This window comes from Vibrio sp. 1580 (genome assembly GCF_033340055.1).
The window spans coordinates 1-512 of sequence record NZ_JAWOVT010000764.1; the positions used below are offsets into that span (position 1 = coordinate 1).

General features: G+C 39.5%; 1 protein-coding gene. It reads right to left on the bottom strand.

Annotation, left to right across the window (positions count from 1 at the left end; genetic code table 11):
• Positions 1-297: imelysin family protein (locus tag R7093_RS28265; protein ID WP_318147414.1), on the bottom strand; the 297-nt coding region annotated here is incomplete at its 3' end.
• Positions 298-512: the final 215 nt, after the last annotated feature.

Below are 512 nucleotides of genomic sequence, written 5' to 3' on the forward strand. Positions count from 1 at the left end.
ATCGTCGACTACTGCGTTGCCAAAACGGAAAACTTCAGACTGTTGGTATGGCACGCGGGACTCTAGCCAAGCTTGCTTAACGTCTTCAAGCTTTGCCTCAGATGGTGCTTTTAAAAATTCATCGATTTTCACTTCCAACGTTTTTGCCGTCGTCAGTGAGTCAGCAAATACGGCGTGAGCCACATCTGCATAATGTTCAACAACTTGTTGTTTTGTTACTTGAGCAGCAACGGTAGTACCACTGGCAATGAGGAGTGAAGCAGCAATAGATTGGACTAATACTGTTTTTGCATTCATCTGAAGCATCCTTGTTGAGCAATTCATTTGTTACATTCGTAGTGCTAATTATTCTTATTTGCACTTTTAGTCACGAGATAATACAAATTTACAATTTATTTGCAACTCCAGATACAAAAAAAGCCTCATCACTGTGAGGCTTTTAACATTCATAATTGACAGTTTTCTCTTTAGGATTAAACCTTTAGGTTATGTTTGCCGTGAGAAACTTTCGC